This is a genomic window from Aneurinibacillus migulanus (assembly GCF_001274715.1).
Lineage (GTDB): Bacteria > Bacillota > Bacilli > Aneurinibacillales > Aneurinibacillaceae > Aneurinibacillus > Aneurinibacillus migulanus.
This window is the reverse complement of the sequence record NZ_LGUG01000004.1, coordinates 3,343,851-3,357,765: the sequence shown is the minus strand read 5'-3', so window position 1 is coordinate 3,357,765 and position 13,915 is coordinate 3,343,851. Positions and strand designations below refer to the sequence as shown.

The 13,915-nt window shown below is 41.1% G+C and carries 20 protein-coding genes; 11 read left to right on the top strand and 9 right to left on the bottom strand.

What is annotated here, in order from left to right; all coding sequences use genetic code 11:
* The first annotated feature begins 2 nt into the window (after positions 1-2).
* The 7 genes from AF333_RS17855 (at position 3) to AF333_RS17825 (ending at position 4,963) form a co-directional block, all read left to right on the top strand.
* A complete protein-coding gene (locus tag AF333_RS17855; RefSeq protein WP_052520380.1) occupies positions 3-308 on the top strand; it encodes a hypothetical protein in 306 nt (101 codons plus the stop codon).
* A 34-nt stretch (positions 309-342) separates the two neighbouring features.
* A complete protein-coding gene (locus AF333_RS17850; RefSeq protein WP_043068623.1) occupies positions 343-720 on the top strand; it encodes a hypothetical protein in 378 nt (125 codons plus the stop codon).
* Positions 721-876: 156 nt separating this feature from the next.
* Positions 877-2,148 carry a DHH family phosphoesterase gene (locus tag AF333_RS17845; protein WP_074715350.1) on the top strand — a complete coding sequence of 424 codons (1,272 nt, stop codon included), beginning with the start codon at positions 877-879 and terminating at the stop codon, positions 2,146-2,148.
* A gap of 21 nt (positions 2,149-2,169) precedes the next feature.
* Complete coding sequence (locus AF333_RS17840) at positions 2,170-2,622, top strand: hypothetical protein (RefSeq protein ID WP_043068624.1); 453 nt, start codon at positions 2,170-2,172, stop codon at positions 2,620-2,622.
* A 58-nt stretch (positions 2,623-2,680) separates the two neighbouring features.
* Complete coding sequence (locus AF333_RS34335) at positions 2,681-3,100, top strand: hypothetical protein (RefSeq protein WP_074715347.1); 420 nt, start codon at positions 2,681-2,683, stop codon at positions 3,098-3,100.
* A 242-nt stretch (positions 3,101-3,342) separates the two neighbouring features.
* On the top strand, positions 3,343-4,302 hold the full coding sequence (locus AF333_RS17830) for an AAA family ATPase (RefSeq protein WP_043068625.1): 960 nt from the start codon (positions 3,343-3,345) through the stop codon (positions 4,300-4,302).
* A gap of 28 nt (positions 4,303-4,330) precedes the next feature.
* A complete protein-coding gene (locus tag AF333_RS17825) occupies positions 4,331-4,963 on the top strand; it encodes an RNA ligase family protein (RefSeq protein ID WP_043068626.1) in 633 nt (210 codons plus the stop codon).
* Between the two features lie 14 nt (positions 4,964-4,977).
* Here AF333_RS17825 and AF333_RS17820 read toward each other — a convergent pair whose 3' ends face one another.
* Positions 4,978-5,742, bottom strand: coding sequence for an alpha/beta fold hydrolase (locus AF333_RS17820; RefSeq protein ID WP_043068627.1), 765 nt, complete (start codon positions 5,740-5,742; stop codon positions 4,978-4,980).
* 154 nt (positions 5,743-5,896) lie between these two features.
* Between AF333_RS17820 and AF333_RS17815 the strand changes: the two genes are divergently transcribed.
* Complete coding sequence (locus AF333_RS17815) at positions 5,897-6,724, top strand: histidinol-phosphatase (RefSeq protein WP_043068628.1); 828 nt, start codon at positions 5,897-5,899, stop codon at positions 6,722-6,724.
* 182 nt (positions 6,725-6,906) lie between these two features.
* Here the strand turns inward: AF333_RS17815 and AF333_RS17810 are convergent, their stop codons facing one another.
* From AF333_RS17810 to AF333_RS17795, 4 genes are all read right to left on the bottom strand, one after another.
* Positions 6,907-7,458: a chromate transporter gene (locus AF333_RS17810; RefSeq protein ID WP_043068629.1), complete on the bottom strand. Its 552-nt coding sequence runs from the start codon at positions 7,456-7,458 to the stop codon at positions 6,907-6,909.
* Positions 7,455-8,060 carry a chromate transporter gene (locus AF333_RS17805; protein WP_043068630.1) on the bottom strand — a complete coding sequence of 202 codons (606 nt, stop codon included), beginning with the start codon at positions 8,058-8,060 and terminating at the stop codon, positions 7,455-7,457. The genes AF333_RS17810 and AF333_RS17805 overlap by 4 nt, the downstream gene beginning before the upstream one ends.
* A gap of 33 nt (positions 8,061-8,093) precedes the next feature.
* Positions 8,094-8,582: an Lrp/AsnC family transcriptional regulator gene (locus tag AF333_RS17800; RefSeq protein WP_043068631.1), complete on the bottom strand. Its 489-nt coding sequence runs from the start codon at positions 8,580-8,582 to the stop codon at positions 8,094-8,096.
* Positions 8,583-8,989: 407 nt separating this feature from the next.
* Complete coding sequence (locus AF333_RS17795; RefSeq protein WP_052812381.1) at positions 8,990-9,670, bottom strand: SIMPL domain-containing protein; 681 nt, start codon at positions 9,668-9,670, stop codon at positions 8,990-8,992.
* Between the two features lie 47 nt (positions 9,671-9,717).
* Between AF333_RS17795 and AF333_RS35615 the strand changes: the two genes are divergently transcribed.
* Positions 9,718-9,993 (top strand): hypothetical protein, encoded by a 276-nt coding sequence (locus AF333_RS35615; RefSeq protein WP_235496555.1) that lies wholly within the window; start codon positions 9,718-9,720, stop codon positions 9,991-9,993.
* Positions 9,994-10,252: 259 nt separating this feature from the next.
* On the opposite strand, the gene AF333_RS17790 is transcribed toward AF333_RS35615, so the two are convergent.
* From AF333_RS17790 to AF333_RS35610, 3 genes are all read right to left on the bottom strand, one after another.
* Positions 10,253-10,723 carry a beta/gamma crystallin family protein gene (locus AF333_RS17790; RefSeq protein ID WP_235356726.1) on the bottom strand — a complete coding sequence of 157 codons (471 nt, stop codon included), beginning with the start codon at positions 10,721-10,723 and terminating at the stop codon, positions 10,253-10,255.
* 209 nt (positions 10,724-10,932) lie between these two features.
* Positions 10,933-11,055, bottom strand: a complete 123-nt coding sequence (locus AF333_RS36880) for a hypothetical protein (RefSeq protein ID WP_268753625.1) — start codon at positions 11,053-11,055, stop codon at positions 10,933-10,935.
* 177 nt (positions 11,056-11,232) lie between these two features.
* Positions 11,233-11,415, bottom strand: a complete 183-nt coding sequence (locus AF333_RS35610; RefSeq protein WP_235496553.1) for a hypothetical protein — start codon at positions 11,413-11,415, stop codon at positions 11,233-11,235.
* Between the two features lie 337 nt (positions 11,416-11,752).
* On the opposite strand from AF333_RS35610, the gene AF333_RS32945 reads away from it, so the two are divergent.
* Together AF333_RS32945 and AF333_RS17785 are read left to right on the top strand one after the other, a co-directional pair.
* Entirely contained in the window at positions 11,753-12,058 is a 306-nt protein-coding gene (locus AF333_RS32945; RefSeq protein ID WP_139189127.1) for a hypothetical protein, read from the top strand.
* A gap of 41 nt (positions 12,059-12,099) precedes the next feature.
* Positions 12,100-12,519 (top strand): YfmQ family protein, encoded by a 420-nt coding sequence (locus tag AF333_RS17785; protein ID WP_043068632.1) that lies wholly within the window; start codon positions 12,100-12,102, stop codon positions 12,517-12,519.
* Positions 12,520-12,738: 219 nt separating this feature from the next.
* Here the strand turns inward: AF333_RS17785 and AF333_RS17780 are convergent, their stop codons facing one another.
* On the bottom strand, positions 12,739-13,746 hold the full coding sequence (locus tag AF333_RS17780; RefSeq protein ID WP_052812382.1) for a peptidylprolyl isomerase: 1,008 nt from the start codon (positions 13,744-13,746) through the stop codon (positions 12,739-12,741).
* Between the last annotated feature and the right edge of the window lie 169 nt (positions 13,747-13,915).

The window sequence follows — 13,915 nt, the reverse complement described above, 5'->3', positions numbered from 1 at the left end:
ATATGAAACCAAATCCCCACATCCATCCTTTGTGTGCAGAAGCAATTCAAAAGATTGTACGCATGGAAAACCCTAAATTTGCCGACTTTGTAGCTTTAAAGACATATGGAACCGATGTATATTCAGCTATGGGTTGGGATGAGCTGCAACAATACATAAATGAAGAGACGATTGTGATTGTCGAGCAGTTTGAAGATGAAACCAATATCCTTTCTGCGTTACGGTGGGTAGCCAGAGGGTTACCTGCTCGTTATGCTATGCGCAAGGCCAGCGCCGATTATTCGATGTATCGCTATAAAGGTACATAGTCAGTAGAGGAAAGAAGTCGGAAAGGATGATTGTATGAACATAAAAAAAATGGTAGATACAATAGAGCCACAAGAAATGGACACGGAATCGTTTATTTCCAGCTTGCATAATAAAATCATACATTTTTACAAAGAAAAAAGCGTGGAAGGGTATGTTGAAGTTCTGAGAGACATGCTATCGTTAGCCGTTCATCTTAAGTTTGATCTTGTTTTAAAGCATTTTGGAACCGCGCCTGTTGTCGCTCCGGATGCAACAATGCAGTTTCAAGAAATGTTTAAGTGTCTGGCTACGAGGGGCACGAACAAAAATTGGTTTTTGGACTTGTTCGCCCTATTTTTGGGCTTGGGCACTGTTCTTCAATTCGATGCGAGTATGATTGAAGAAACCTTTTTTAAGGAAAAGGGCATGTGAAACAGATGTGTTCGGATTTTAAGCAAAGCGTTAGAAGCCACAGCAGATTGTACATATCTGCTGTGGCTTTTTTATGTACAACAACGCATGCTAAACAGATTTGTTTATCCCATTCCACAATGTCGCATACTAACACAAAAGGACAGGAGGAAAGCGATGTATCGTTTATATTCTCATAATGATTTGGATGGAGTCGGATGTGGAATTGTTGCCAAACTAGCCTTTGGAGAAAACGTAGACATTCGCTATAATTCCGTGGCGGGACTGGATTTTCAGGTCGAGCGCTTTCTAGAGAAAGGCCGAAGCGATGATTGCCTTTTTATTACCGATCTCTCTGTGAATGAAAAAAATGAACAACGTCTTGATGAGCACGTCAAAAAAGGCGGGAAGGTCAAACTAATCGATCACCATAAAACCGCTCTTCATTTTAACAAATACGATTGGGGAATGGTTCAAGTTGAGTATGAAGATGGGCGATTGGCTTCCGCAACGTCGCTGCTGTATGAATATTTGATACAGCATAAATTAATGGAACCCTCTAAGGCATTAGGTCAGTTTGTCGAGCTGGTCCGCCAATATGATACATGGGAATGGGACAAGAACGGAAATATCGAGGCCAAACGTTTAAATGACCTTTTCTTTATGATTTCCATCGATGAATTTGAGGAGAGAATGATCCAAAAAATTAATATGGGTGACTCATTCAAGTTTGACGATTTCGAACAAAAGATATTGGATATGGAAGACAGTAAAATTGAGCGATACGTCCGCAGAAAACGGCGGGAAATGGTTCAAACCTTTATCGGAGAGCACTGTGCGGGTATTGTTCATGCGGAGTCCTATCATTCAGAGCTGGGAAACGAATTAGGAAAGGATAACCAGCATCTTGATTATATTGCCATCATTAATGCAGGGGGAAAGAAAATCAGTCTCCGAACTATTCATGATCATATCGATGTGTCAGACGTTGCCCATCGTTTTGGTGGTGGCGGCCATGCGAAAGCGGCGGGATGCTCGTTAACGGAGGAGGCCTACCGCTTATATGTTGCCGAACCGTTTCATATCGAACCGGTGAGAGCGGATGCCTTTCGAAATGTATATAATTGTAAAGGCTCCAATAATGGATCTTTATACGAAAACAGACAGGAGGATACGTTTTTCATCTATCCGCTGAGCGAAGGAGAATGGATGATTGAAGAAAACGGTTCAAACATGGCGCTCACGTTCGACTCCTTTGAAGAAGCGGAACGGTTTATAAAGAGAAATCATGCTGCCTGGCTTGTGAGGGATGAAATCTTCGTTGCCTATCTTATGGAAAACGTAATGCACACAAAAACGGGTATGAATGAAAAAAATAGCGATGGCTTTGTTTCTTATTCGCCGACTCCTAATGAATATGAACGTGAGAATACGACACTGCCTCATTAACGACAAAGAGAGGTGTATACCATGCTCTCTTCGGAAGAAAGAGATAAGCAAGCATTCATGAAGAAGTGCGCCCGATGGATAGAAACCCGCTTTGAATGCGAAGTGTATTTTATTCATAATGATGAGAAAATAAACGGGATGGCGGAGTATCGTAACGGTGGACACATTATTTATATTCTGGGGGATATTGAGAAAATAGGTGTGGATCTTTTTCTCGATATTCTTGCCCATGAGGCGGGCCATGTATTGTACAATAAGCGTGCGATGGCCCAAGGTATCTCTTATGAGAAAATTGTACGACGTACCGCGAGCAAGCTTAAATGCTTCGATCAGCTTTTAGAAGAGAAGCTGATTACCAATGAAGAGTGTGACCGTCTGTATGCAGCGATTGAAGAAGAATGGGAAAGCAACAGAGAGAAAGAGAGTATTATAGCCGAACTTCGTGAGTTTCTTCAGCAGCAAAAGTATGATTAACGTAATATAAAACAGGGAATCGTAAAGAAAAGACAATCATGTGTGGGGAGGAATTGGAATGGATAAGAAGAAAAAGCTTGAAGAAGAAGTTGCCCATCTCCTTACAGAAGGAAAGATGGAGGCCAGAGACCCAAAGAAAGAAGCAGTTGACCGTTTGCCAGCAAAATACGAAGTACGTATTCAAACGACACAAGACCTTGTTGTAGAGGAAACAAAACTCTACCGTCAACTAGCAGAGGAAATAGACGATCGGTACGACAAATATATGAAAAAACAAAACGTTCATCAGCCGGATGAAGCTGCGAGACAACGGAATAGAAACAATCCCGGCAACCAGAAAACACAGCAAGGAAGCCCAGAAGCTGTACAATCGCTGAATGAGAATTATGATAGTGTATTGGATGACAAAGAGCATGAAGCGGGTAGGGTAGAAGGGATGAACGTATACGAACAAGCATTTAAAAGTAAGGAAAGATAATTTTTTCCGAAACATTCAAAAAAGCTGTCTCATTTTACCGAGGCAGCTTTCTTTTTAACTCGAAAAGAAAGGAAAAATCTTGTATACTATACGTACTATAGAGAGTTACGCGACTGATTGTGATAGTATAAAGCAGAAAAGGAATAACATAGAATGCAAAGTCTGCTCGGTTGCTATTTTCAAATACCTGGCAGGCTTTTTTGTCTATGCTACAAATATAATTCGGGAGGAGGGAATTGAATATGAATAAACTAATTTTTATGCTCGGAATTTCCGGTAGCGGAAAAAGCCGTCAGGCAAATGAAATAGCTAAAAAAGAGAAGGCTGTAATTGTATCTACAGATGCCATTCGCAAGGAGCTATTCGGGGATGAGTCACGGCAGAAAAATACGAATCATGTCTTTTATGAAGTGTATAGCCGGATCGAAAAAGCGTTGGCGGAAGGACGGTCCGTCATCCTTGATGCGACTAATTTAGATCGGGAAAAGAGAATAAAAGCTTTGCAAAAGTTCCATGGTGTTGAAAAAGAGTGTTATTATCTCGATGTACCTTATTCCATTTGCCTGCAACGAAATCAAAACCGAAAACGGAAAGTGGAGAATGTTGTTTTAGAAAAGATGCGCAAAAACTTTCATTTTCCAATCGTAAATGAGGGCTGGGACCGAATTCATATCCTTCATGAACAAGCTCTCTATAACATAAGTAAAACCGAATTTGTTAAACTTCTGCAAAAAGAACCCGCATACGACGAATTGTTTGCGTCTCTGAAAGACATTCCGATTTTCAAGGAGATGTATCAGTTTAATCAAGAAAATCCGCATCACCAGCATCCATTATGCAAACACACCTACCACGTTTTTGAGTACGTCAATGCCTTCTATACGGAAAAGGATAAACAAGTCATGCAAGTAGTTGCCTTGTTTCATGACATCGGAAAACCTTTCTGCAAAGCATATAAAAAGCTAAAAGGCCATTACTCATATTACGGTCATGAATATGTATCTGCACAAATCGCGTGTCACTTTTTATATGAGTTGGGATTTACGGAAGAATTTATCCACGAAGCAGTTAATTTAATTCAATATCACATGAAAATCAATTACGGCGGTCAGGAAGCTGTGTCGGAAATATACCGGCTTTTAGGTGACGAATACTTATGGAAGCTTTATTTCTTTAAGGAAGCGGATATATATGCAAAGTAAGCGTGCAAGAGAAAGGAGGAACGAGGACATGAGGGTAAAATATCCGAGAACGTTTCATCTACCCTGGTCAAGGAGTTATACGCATGATGACAAAGTGCTGAAACATGTTCAGCATTTCGAAGGGAAAGAAGTAGTCGTGACAGAAAAGATGGACGGAGAAAATACGACCTTGTACCGCGATTATTTACATGCCCGCTCAATCGATAGTAAGGATCATCCTTCACGACACTGGATAAAAATGTTTCATAGTATGTTGAGTGGTTCTATTCCAGAAGGATGGAGACTATGTGGAGAAAATATGTTTGCCCAGCATTCTATTTATTACCAAGAGCTGCCTAGCTATTTCTTGTTATTTTCCATTTGGAACGAACGAAATATGTGTCTTGCCTGGAGTGAGACGGAAGCATGGGCAAAGAGACATATGATCGAGACGGTGCCTGTGCTGTACCAGGGAATATGGAATGAGGAAGCAATTAAAAAATGTTATACGAAACAATCAGTATTCGGCGGCGAACAGGAAGGCTTTGTCGTCAGGCTTGCCGATGAATTTCATTATGATGATTTCATTTATTCTGCTGCAAAATTTGTTAGGAAAAATCATGTGCAAACTGATGAACATTGGATGAACAAACCTGTTATTCCTAATACCTTGAAAAAATAAACAGGTAGTAGCAATTAAGTATGCACAAACTTCTTAATTAGATCGTTTAGTTCATCATGCGCTTTTGTTGGAATCTGATGTTTTACATTAGATATTAATACAAATTCGCTATTAGTTATATTTTTATGGATAAGTCTTCCATAGGGATGGAAATGCTTATCTTCTGCTCCATACACCAACAATACGGGAAAAGGAATGGTCCGTAGCTGGTTTGTGCAGTTATACGTTAAACTATATCGATAGTACTCTTCCACATTTCTTTTATCGGCTTTTTTGGCATCCTTCAACAATTCTTGAAATATCGCCATCGTATCGGAATTGCTCCAGGAAATGGAGTAGGCCAGTGTGGAGAGCGCTCCGGACCTGGCAAGTGTAGCTCCCAGAGAAATCAGATTTTTTAACCACCAGCTGTTTACTTCTGAGATCCCGCCAACGAGAATGGCTCCTAATGCCCGTTCGGGAGCCGTCAGCAAAAACTCAAGAGCAATGGAACCGCCTGTTGAATAGCCGCACACGAATGCTTTTTCTATGTTAAGGTGATCCATGATTTCTTTCATGTCTTCAACGATAAGCGAATACGTCAGCATTTGCGCAGAGGGTTGGCTTTTACCATGCCCTCGTATGTCAAACGCAATAACTGTAAAATGCTTTGAGAGCTCCTTAAGCTGATAGGCGAAATTTACGCTGCTGAGTACAGGGGGATGAATAAAAATAAGCGGCGTTCCTTTTCCTTGAATCATATAGTGTAAGGAAACGCCCTTTATTTTCAGGTATGTCATGAACCGTATCACCTCAGTAAAATATACACTCGTAGTTTGGCGGAGAAATAGAATTCTTATTCAATTTTATTGGCGTATTTTCGCATATCCAATTTCTTTATGGGACACCATGTAGAATGTATTAATGAAAGGAAACAGAGAGAGGGAAGCACAAATGAATGAATTAAAGACTCCTTTAACCTTTGATTTTCATACTCATCACGAACGCTGTGGTCATGCAAAGAAACCGATTCGCGACTATATTGAGGCAGCTATTAGCCAGGGGCTTACTATTATTGGAATTGCAGATCATTCTCCTTATTTTACATACGAGGAAGACCAGGCTTTTCCTGGCATCGCCATGGGGAAAAGCGAGTTCCCCAAATATGTAACGGAAGTTTTACGGCTAAAGGAAGAGTATAGCGGGAAGATCGAAGTACTGCTTGGCGTAGAATCAGACTTCTTTCCCGAACACGTAGAGGCCTACCGCCGTTGTTTCGCCCCGTATCCATTCGATTATATTATTGGTTCGGTTCATAAAGTAGACGGAGTAAGCATCTTCAACAAGAAGCGTTGGAATGGGTTGACCCATGAGCAAAAAGTAAAAAGCAAAGAAACATATTATTCACTTATTGAACAATCGGCCCGCAGTGGCATGTTTCAAATTCTGGGCCATATTGATGCCATGAAGGGCTTTTATCCTGCCTTTTCCGATATTCAGACGGAAGCGGTAGAAAAAACGCTGCAGATTATCGCCGAATGCGATGTTGCGATTGAAGTGAATACATCAGGTAAAACAAAGGCTGCCGGAGGGTGGTATCCTTCCGATGATATTCTGGAGCGCGCGTTATACTACGGAGTGAAAGTTACATTTGGGTCAGATGCACACACGCCGGAAAGGGTCGGAGAAGATCTTGAATTAGTTCGTAGGCGGCTTAAGGAGATTGGCTTTATCGAATGGGCGATTTTCCGGCAAAAGAAAAGATTTCTAACTCCGTTATAAGAAAATCGGTTCTATATACCCGAGTGATAGGAAGTAAGAAAAGAAGGAAGGGCGAAGGGAGAGCGGATGGAAAAGGACACGCTAGCTCTTTTTAACCCACACGCAGGATGCTTTTGATTTCTTCCTTATATTTTCTCTTACCTCCAACCACTTTGGAGTTAGTACGTCATAAATTCTCGTAATCATGTCATAACATGGGGTAATACAAGGCCGCCATATGCAAACGCCAAAACAATAACAAGGGCCGGATGCAATTTCAATTTCGTTATACAAAGCAAGGCAATGGCCGCGATTCCAATCGATTGTAAAAGCCCGATGTTTTCATAAGAAACAAAACCCATATCATATGTAAGCAACAGTAGCATAACGGCAATAACCGGTTGCACAAGAAGCGTCATTCCTTTAACAACAGGAGAATTTCGATATTTATTTAGGATTTTTAAAAGAACAATCAGAGCGATTGCTGATGGTGCTACTGTTGCTAGAGTCGTGACAAGCACGCCCAGCCAGCCAGCTTCCTGATAACCAATAAAGGCGGCAATTTTAGTCGCAATGGGTCCAGGGAGCGCATTGCTTACCGCTAACATATCGCCAAACTGTTCCGTTGTTTGCCAATCATAATGATTGACGATTTCCTCTTGCGCAAGCGGAATAGAAGCCGGACCTCCGCCATATCCAAGTATGTTGGCTACAAAAAAACCCCAGAATAATTCCCACAGGTTTATTAAAATCATAAAGGAAGTCCCCTTTCATGTTCATGCTCTTTCTGTTGTCTCCGTCTTTCCATCTTGTTAGCAACAGCAAAGTGAGACGTACCATAGGCTAGAAAGAGAATAATGACAATGGCGGGGTGAAGCTCAACAACGGAAAGAAGGAGGAAGGCAAGCAGACCAAAGCCGAGGCCAAGCAGCTTGCCTAGCCCTTTCCACGCCTTTGCGAAAAATTCATAGGCCATTAAACCGAGCATTACGGCAACAACGGGCCGGACGGCTGCCACCATTCCAGCCACAATGAGCGAATCCTTTAATGAGTACAACGTCCCGAGTAAAGCAATAATAGCAATATTGGTTGGCAGAATGTGGGCAAGCACAGCAATGATGGCGCCGATGGTTCCTTTTTTATGATAACCAAGATAAGCAGCCATCTTGGTTGCAATGGGCCCTGGCAGCGCGTTAGCCAACGCTAAAATTTCTCCGAATTCCTCTTCTTTTATCCACTTGTATTTTACAACAGCCTCATGCTGAATTAATGGAATAACAGAGGGGCCACCACCGTAACCAAGAATCCCTGTACGCAACATAGCGAAGATAATTTCTTTATACGAAGACAGACTCATCCTTTTCCCCACCTTTCTATGCAAGATACTTCTTTATAATTTCATTCCCATTCGACTCTTGTAGCGTTTGATGAGCATTTGTGACTCCACGCGCGCAATCCCTGGCATAGAATACAAGGTATTTTGCATGAAATCTTCCATCTCTTTCATGTTTGCAAACATACCATGCATGTGCAGGGTGCTTGGGCCAGTCATATGATAGAGGCTTGTCACCGATGTTTCAGCTGCCAGTTGCTCAGCTACTTCATGTAGATGTCGCGGCTCTACATCTACATTGAAAAATGCAGAAATTTGAATTCCTACTCTTGCGGGATTAATCACCGCAGTAAAACGCTCAATAATACCTGACTCAATCAGCGCATTCACTCTTGATTGAACAGCTACACGGGAAAGCCCGACTTCTTTAGCTAAATCGGTGTAAGAAATGCGTCCATTTTCATGAAGAAGCCCAATGATTTTTCGATCGATATCATCAATCTCCATAGGCGGCATTTCATTCAGTTCAGAATACTTGTAAACCATGTTCCTCACTCCCAAGTTTTCATTAATTCCTAATAAAAGGTTGCTACAAAAGAAAGTGTACTTTATGTAAGTTTTATTCGATATAAAATTTCGAAACGAATGTTTTTTTCTGTTTTTTATTTCGTTATGTATAAATATATAAAAAAGAAAATTTTGAATCAATAGTTTTTTTATAAAGAAATTATAGTGAAAGAGAGGGAGGGAAATTTCTATATAAATTACACTTGATAGTTTGACAGGGTAGCGTGGTTGGAAGGAGGTGATTCAGAAAAAGAAGAGGTTGGATGCGCCCTGCGATCCGGCAGAAGAAAGGGCTCTTGGCTCTGGCAAACCGGTGTTGATCGAAATTCATACGGATAGGAGTATTTTTTCAGTAGCCCAGGTTAAAGGCAGATAGGTTTTTTTCTTTATTGGTAATAAGAGTACTCGGCCGTTATTTTAGCCGAAATCTCCAGTTGTCCTGGTTGAATAGGAGTAGCTACACTTTTTGCGTAGAGGGCAGTTTGATAGGGAACGGGTTCCGAGGTAGCAGATACTTCTTGAACCTGGTTTGGAACTTGATGTAGCGTAGCCCCTAACGTTTTTGCTATGGTAACCGCTTTTTGCTCAGCATTTTTAATAGCCAGCGACAGGGCTTGATTATAATATACGTTCGGATGTGCGACTGTGAATTTGATGTCTGAGACAGAATTGGCGCCATTTTTGACAGCCGTATCAATGACAAGCCCTGTCTGATCGATTTTGTCGATGGTAATTTGGAGGAGATAGGTGACTTTATATCCGCGAAAGGTCTGTTTTCCATCTTCATAGTCATATTGTATATCTATTCTATACTCCACTGTCTTCAAATTTTCCCTTGGAATCCCTAATTCCATAAGTGAGTTGATTATATTTGACATAGTTTCAGCATTTTCTTTTTGGGCTGTGCTTATGTTTGGGGATTCTGTGATTGCACCTAGTACGATAATGGCTCTGTCAGGAGTCGTAGGGATCGATCCTTCTCCAGATACTTTTATTATGTACTGATTATTGGAGGGGAAGGAGGGAGACATCATGGAATATGGAGGGAATGATTGATTATAATACATAGCCAGCCGCCTTTCTTAGACATGAGTTATTATAGCACATCTGTTGATTGTTCAGAGAGGAAGAGACACTAACAACGGGGCACGAACAGGGTTCCTTTCGTCTCTCTTCCCGAGCGGTTGTCTCCGGTCAAGCGAAAGAGGGCAGCAACTGTCTCCCTCTCCGTGTCTACCCAGATGTTTTGCTGTCCCGCTTGACCGGGGCAAAAAGCGAGCACAATAACCTTCTGTACGGGAGACGAACCGATGCCCGTTTGGGGCTCGTTGTGGTGACTATACACTCTGGATGGTACTGGATAATCAACACTCTTGTTATTATAATATAGGCTCAATATCAAAGAATGTGCTTGACCGTTTGAAAAGAAGACAAAATGTGGTGAGGGATAGGAGAAGGGATGAGCATGTCACTTGGTTACGCTGCGCAGGGAAGTATAACTGACCGCTTCAAGAGACAAGCGAGCTCGCCCCCAAAAGGGACAAAGAAGCTGTATCTGTGAAACGGTTAGCTTTCTAACTATAATGATAAGAAAAAGGCTATATCCTATGAAGTAGAATATAACCTTTTGTGAAAACAGTAAAATCCAACTATCTTACTCTTCTTTTCACTATCTTCTTTTTCACTATCCTCCGAGGCCGAGTTCTTCTCAAAACTTCGGCAACACCTCTAGGTGCTCTAGCATTTTCTTGAATTGCAGTAATTTCGGCATCGGTTAACAAACGGTTGACCATGACAAAAGAAGAGGTCATATTATCAAAATTTAAATTTGCAACTCCTAGATTTGCCACATCTCTTGCTGTTCTAAATACCACCGGCCTACCCCCGTAGTTAACATTTTCAAATAATACAAGTGTAACATCATCACCATCTAATTCGAAACTTGACAAGACATCATTGAAGTTAAAAGCATCTAGAAGGTTACGTACACCGATATTTCCACGAAACCTTAATCTCCTTCCCGCAAAATTAGGGTCAGCAAATAAACTTACAGTTGGAACAGCTTGTCGGATGCCAACTCTTCTCCTACGTTGTACTCGTCCTATTGTTGCCTTTTTCATATTATCACCCCCTTTTGTTTTTAGTATATGAAAGGGAGTATTTGCATGCTTGTACCATTGACTATTTATTCATAGTTTTCTCGTATAAATATATTTTTTCTTAAGGGTGTTGATTATCCAGCATCGTCTGGAATCGACAGTTGCTGCATATGAAAAGATAACCGTATTTTTTCACAAGAAGCTCCCGTTAGTTAATGTTTCTATATAAATTACACTTGATATTTTGACAGGGAATGTGGTTGGAAGGAGGAGATTCGGAATGCGATCCGGCAGAAGAAAGGCCACCGCCCTTCCTTCTTACCTTCCACCATAAACATTTGTCGATGTATCAAATCAGATGTATATAGGCAAAACTTTGGAAAGTGGATGAGTCACATACTTATGAATTGGATCATGTGTTTTTTTTAACTGCTCTTTATTATTAAAAAAGGGCTCAATATTAAAGAATGTGCTTGACCGTTTGAAAAGAAGACAAAACGTGATGAGGGATAGGAGAAGGGATGGGCATGTCACTTGGTTACGCTGCGCAGGGAGGGATAACCGATCGCTTCAGGAGACAAGCAACTTGCCCACAAAAGGGACAAAGAAGCTGTATCTTCGAACAGTTGTGGGCAAATGCACGCTTGTTTGTCTTCTTCCGCTAGGAGATTGCGTAAAAGCGTTCCGTTGCCCCTTCCTCGTAACTTTATCAAGTTTCACATAATGCACATAAATTAACTAAATGTACTGTGATAATATAAGTTATGTAATAACACACCTGTTGATTATCCATAAGGTGGAAGAAAGAAGATGCATGCGTCGGCGTGTTCCTCCGTCTTTTTCTCACAGGGAAGAGACATGGCCACTTTGTGGCGCCAAGTTCGGACCGGCAAAACATCTAGGTGTTTCAAAGTGGGAGACAGTTGCCGGTCGATTTCCTCCTTGGCGCCATACGTTCCACACGATAAAGAAAACGTAGCTGGTACCGCAGGCAACAACTCTAGTTGCTCTTATGTAGCTCTGCTGTAAAAAACAAAGGGGACGCACGCCGTGCGCGTCATTCTTTTCTATCCGTCTATGGATACCAAGGGTGTTGATTGTTCAGAGGGGAAAAGACCATCACAACGGGACACAAACAAGACCTTTTGTCTCTCTTCCCGAGCGATTGCCCGACCAGGCGAAAGAGGACCGCAACTGTCTCCCTCTTCGCGTCTACCCAGATGTTTTGCAGTCCCGCCTGGTTTAGGGCAAAAAGCGGTCCTCCATGCTTCCGTGCGGGAGACGAACCGACGCCCGTTTTGGGCACGGTGTGGTGGCTATCCAATCTGGATCGTATTGGATAATCAACACCCTTGATGTAATAATATTATTTTAGAACGTAAAGGAAATGATAAAATATGACGACCTGGTTTATACTTTCGTTGATTCTTATGGGTTCTATTAAACTAATAGTGACGTGTCTTCCAACCTCTGTTGCGGACTCGTTTTTCAGCAAATTTGAATTGCATCCAAAACTTAATGAGGCAACTGTCACCGTAACCATCGACGGAAAACCCTTAGAAGGTGAAGACAAAATTCAAGTTGTTAATCATTTTAACGAAGCGATATTTTTAGAACAATATGATTTTCCTCCAACGAACAGTGGGACTCCATTGGTCATTGATACTAAGAGGGGTAAAAACGATGTTAGGTTTTTTGTATATAGATACAATGATCGCGTTGATGTATTCAAACAGTACAAAAAGAAAGTAGTCGCGTATCGCCTGCGTTCCAATAACCTTCAAAAACCTTCTATGGTTTTTAATTTGCAGAACTAATTACCGCGTTGTAGGAAACCAGATTCATTCCCCGGGCTCGACTTCCATTCATGTGGAAGCAATAACACAAGACGGGAACAAAATCACTTTTATCTTTCCCTCAAGGGTTAAAAATAAACAAAAGCCGGAGTTTAGCCCTTATTGGGCCAAACTCCGGCTTTTTCTTAAGAACACAAATTTGATTTTTCGCAGCATTACTTTCTTTTACTGCCTTGTATACTACGACTGACTGTCTGGCACTGTCTGATCAGGTACGGGCTGTTCAGAAGTTGGTTGTTGTGGCTGTTTTTTGATCATGAAAGCAGGGATATTTTCTTTTTTAATGATTTTTTGGAGTTTTGAAGTGAAGAACTCGTTTTCCTTGTCCAATGCAAGCGAACTTTCAATTTGTTTTTTTACCTCATCATATGTCTGTTCGCTTCTTTTTTCTACTCGCATGATATGGTACCCGTATTCCGTTTCAACCGGCTCGCTAATTTTATTTAGTGGAAGCGTCATAGCCGCATTGCGATACGCTTCTACCGTTTGTCCAAGCGGTTGTGTTTCATTGTATTGATATAGTCCACCGGTTTCTACGCTCCCCGCATCATCTGAATTTTCTTTTGCCAGTTTAGCAAAATCGGAGCCGGCTCGCAGCTGCTCTACAAGATCCTCCGCTTTTTTCTTCGCTTCTTCTTTAGAGCGTTCTTCTGTATTAATAAGGATATGACGTACATCGGCCTGTGTAAAGAAGCCTTGTTTTTTTCCTTCTTCATATTCTTTCCTTTTCTCCGTATCTGGAATATCCTTTGAAAAGTAAGAAATCATTTTTGTTTGATCCAAGAAAAAAGCTTTTACCGCATCTTTTGTTATATTATTATCAGCATAGTATTGATCTATATTCTCCCCAGTACCAAGCTGTTGTTTTATTGCTGTTTCAAACTGGCTAAAGCTCTTTTCTGCCTCTTTCTTTATATCGTTTGTTTCGTTCACTTGATCAGCGATATACCGATTCATAATTTGAAAATGAAGAATATATGTTAATGCATCTTTATCGCCTGCCTCAAGCGCTGCTCCTGTAGCTGGATCGATTGCTTTAACTAATTGTATGTATTTTTTATATTCAGACTCACTAATTTCCTCTCCGTTCCCGTATTCGGCTACCGCTGGTCTGATTTGACCGGCAATAATAAGAAGTACAAGAACAAATATTAAGGCCAAAAGCCCATAGTTTTTGTTTATTCGCATGAAGATTTCCTCCCTCTATGAATTAAAGTTTTTCTTATGAATACTCATGTATTCTTACAATATCTTGATTTTTATAAACGAAGCTTCAGTTAGACATTTGAAACTTTTTAAAATATTGGAAGTAGGGGGTGTAGGCCATCAAAGACCTACGGCCTTTTTTGAAAAATAT

What these genes read in the sequence shown, in the direction of transcription:
- AF333_RS17855 (WP_052520380.1), top strand. Translation starts at nt 3, where the DNA reads ATGAAACCAAATCCCCACATCCATCCTTTGTGTGCAGAAGCAATTCAA.
- AF333_RS17850 (WP_043068623.1), top strand. Translation starts at nt 343, where the DNA reads ATGAACATAAAAAAAATGGTAGATACAATAGAGCCACAAGAAATGGAC.
- AF333_RS17845 (WP_074715350.1), top strand. Translation starts at nt 877, where the DNA reads ATGTATCGTTTATATTCTCATAATGATTTGGATGGAGTCGGATGTGGA.
- AF333_RS17840 (WP_043068624.1), top strand. Translation starts at nt 2,170, where the DNA reads ATGCTCTCTTCGGAAGAAAGAGATAAGCAAGCATTCATGAAGAAGTGC.
- AF333_RS34335 (WP_074715347.1), top strand. Translation starts at nt 2,681, where the DNA reads ATGGATAAGAAGAAAAAGCTTGAAGAAGAAGTTGCCCATCTCCTTACA.
- AF333_RS17830 (WP_043068625.1), top strand. Translation starts at nt 3,343, where the DNA reads ATGAATAAACTAATTTTTATGCTCGGAATTTCCGGTAGCGGAAAAAGC.
- AF333_RS17825 (WP_043068626.1), top strand. Translation starts at nt 4,331, where the DNA reads ATGAGGGTAAAATATCCGAGAACGTTTCATCTACCCTGGTCAAGGAGT.
- AF333_RS17820 (WP_043068627.1), bottom strand. Translation starts at nt 5,742, where the DNA reads ATGACATACCTGAAAATAAAGGGCGTTTCCTTACACTATATGATTCAA.
- AF333_RS17815 (WP_043068628.1), top strand. Translation starts at nt 5,897, where the DNA reads ATGAATGAATTAAAGACTCCTTTAACCTTTGATTTTCATACTCATCAC.
- AF333_RS17810 (WP_043068629.1), bottom strand. Translation starts at nt 7,458, where the DNA reads ATGATTTTAATAAACCTGTGGGAATTATTCTGGGGTTTTTTTGTAGCC.
- AF333_RS17805 (WP_043068630.1), bottom strand. Translation starts at nt 8,060, where the DNA reads ATGAGTCTGTCTTCGTATAAAGAAATTATCTTCGCTATGTTGCGTACA.
- AF333_RS17800 (WP_043068631.1), bottom strand. Translation starts at nt 8,582, where the DNA reads ATGGTTTACAAGTATTCTGAACTGAATGAAATGCCGCCTATGGAGATT.
- AF333_RS17795 (WP_052812381.1), bottom strand. Translation starts at nt 9,670, where the DNA reads ATGTATTATAATCAATCATTCCCTCCATATTCCATGATGTCTCCCTCC.
- AF333_RS17790 (WP_235356726.1), bottom strand. Translation starts at nt 10,723, where the DNA reads ATGAAAAAGGCAACAATAGGACGAGTACAACGTAGGAGAAGAGTTGGC.
- AF333_RS17785 (WP_043068632.1), top strand. Translation starts at nt 12,100, where the DNA reads ATGACGACCTGGTTTATACTTTCGTTGATTCTTATGGGTTCTATTAAA.
- AF333_RS17780 (WP_052812382.1), bottom strand. Translation starts at nt 13,746, where the DNA reads ATGCGAATAAACAAAAACTATGGGCTTTTGGCCTTAATATTTGTTCTT.